Annotated in this window: 3 protein-coding genes and 1 pseudogene; all 4 read right to left on the reverse strand. The window is 45.9% G+C overall.

What is annotated here, in order from left to right; genetic code table 11:
• Positions 1–149: 149 nt before the first annotated feature.
• Entirely contained in the window at positions 150–419 is a 270-nt protein-coding gene (locus BQ17_RS24685; protein WP_089726615.1) for a type II toxin-antitoxin system RelE family toxin, read from the reverse strand.
• The gene (locus BQ17_RS09860; RefSeq protein ID WP_089726616.1) at positions 416–634 is read right to left on the reverse strand and encodes a hypothetical protein; all 219 of its coding nucleotides are present in this window, start codon (positions 632–634) and stop codon (positions 416–418) included. The genes BQ17_RS24685 and BQ17_RS09860 overlap by 4 nt, the downstream gene beginning before the upstream one ends.
• Before the next feature lie 95 nt (positions 635–729).
• Positions 730–963, reverse strand: a complete 234-nt coding sequence (locus BQ17_RS09865; RefSeq protein ID WP_141699214.1) for a hypothetical protein — start codon at positions 961–963, stop codon at positions 730–732.
• Positions 964–1,101: 138 nt separating this feature from the next.
• Positions 1,102–1,391 (reverse strand): annotated as a pseudogene (locus tag BQ17_RS21760) (hypothetical protein); the annotation flags it as partial.

The raw sequence follows: 1,391 nt of genomic DNA on the forward strand, positions 1-1,391 counted from the left end.
CCCAGTTCGGCATAAGTCCGTAGTATTTCATTAACTACTCACGCCCCCCTGAAAAGCTGGATTTTTCAAGGTCCCCATAAGTAAGGCAAAGTGAAGCGGAAAGGCGCAATGCTTTTTCTGGTCGGCTGGATGCCATTGTTAGACCTGAACTATTGCTGAGACCGCAACTTATTATAGTCCTCATGTGAGCCTATCCAAAACCACAAAATACTATTTCCATTTCTTTGACCTACAGCACGATATCCTTTACCTATTCTTACAGAATAGATAGGAATACTTGGATGTATCTGTTTAAGTCGCAGACTAGGATGCCAAGGATCCTCTTTAAATTGTCGATATGCCTTCGTGGCTTGATTCTGTATTTGTTTCGGCAGAACAGAAAATACTTTGCGGAACTGTTTGGTAGTTTTTGAATTCATAGTCTACCAAGATCAAGTTCCTGCGTTTTTCCTGCTCGATCTTCTTCCATTGCCTCTGATGCAAGTTTAGCGAGCATGTCTTGTGAATTGGCAAAAGCTTGGTCCCAACGAACCTCATCCTCAATTTCCTCAAGGATAATCGCCGCAACCGAGTTCTGATCTTCTTCAGGAAGACTTCTAGCCTTCTTAACTGCTCGTTCTAATAGCTGAGTCATATTCTTAAGTCTCCTGCTAGTAGTTTTGACTCTATCTGCTCCAACGTCAGCATCAGTGGCAGCCAAAAAATGCTTTTGTCAGCCGATTTTGACCTTTACAGTTCTTTAATTTCTTCGATGGAAAGTCCTGAAGTTTCAGCAATAATCGTTATGCTGATCTTTTTTTCCTTCAATGCCTTTGCTATCTCAATAGCTTTTTCCCTTACTTTCTTCTCCCCTTCTCTCAATCCCTCTTCATTTACCCTGCTCCCTCCCAAGCTGAATCCCTTCATTTTTGCCTTCATTCCTGTATCTCTCCTTGAGTTTATAAGGCAAAATCCATCGTTCACTTCCCTGAAGCTTCTTGAAGATCCCCGAATCGACAAAGCTATGAAGGGAGACGAGGAGCGAGCGGGGAGTGGTCATGGTCAGGCTCCTGGCTGAGAATATCGGGCTGAGGGGAATGCTAGCTTAGGAGGAGGGTCAAGTCAAACAAGATGGGTGTCCTTTTGTTTTGTTCTTTTGTTTTGTTCATTGACCGACAGGACGGCCATGGCACCCAGCCATTGACCGCTCAACTGACCGCTCAACTGGTTTTGATCATTCCCGGCGTTGGTCACTTCGTGTTGGTGTTTGCTATCAACGCGGTTTTGTACGTTGTCGCCGGTGACGTGCTGGTTGCCTTTGCTCAAGGCCCGCGTATCGGGATCGGTGCGCGACAGTTGGGTTTCACCACGGTCCGCCAGCTGTTTAAGTTGTGCCTGCTGGCGCGCTTGGC

The organism is Candidatus Thiosymbion oneisti (assembly GCF_900092655.1).
GTDB classification, from domain to species: domain Bacteria; phylum Pseudomonadota; class Gammaproteobacteria; order Chromatiales; family Chromatiaceae; genus Thiosymbion; species Thiosymbion oneisti.

What these genes read in the sequence shown, in the direction of transcription:
- BQ17_RS24685 (WP_089726615.1), bottom strand. Translation starts at nt 419, where the DNA reads ATGAATTCAAAAACTACCAAACAGTTCCGCAAAGTATTTTCTGTTCTG.
- BQ17_RS09860 (WP_089726616.1), bottom strand. Translation starts at nt 634, where the DNA reads ATGACTCAGCTATTAGAACGAGCAGTTAAGAAGGCTAGAAGTCTTCCT.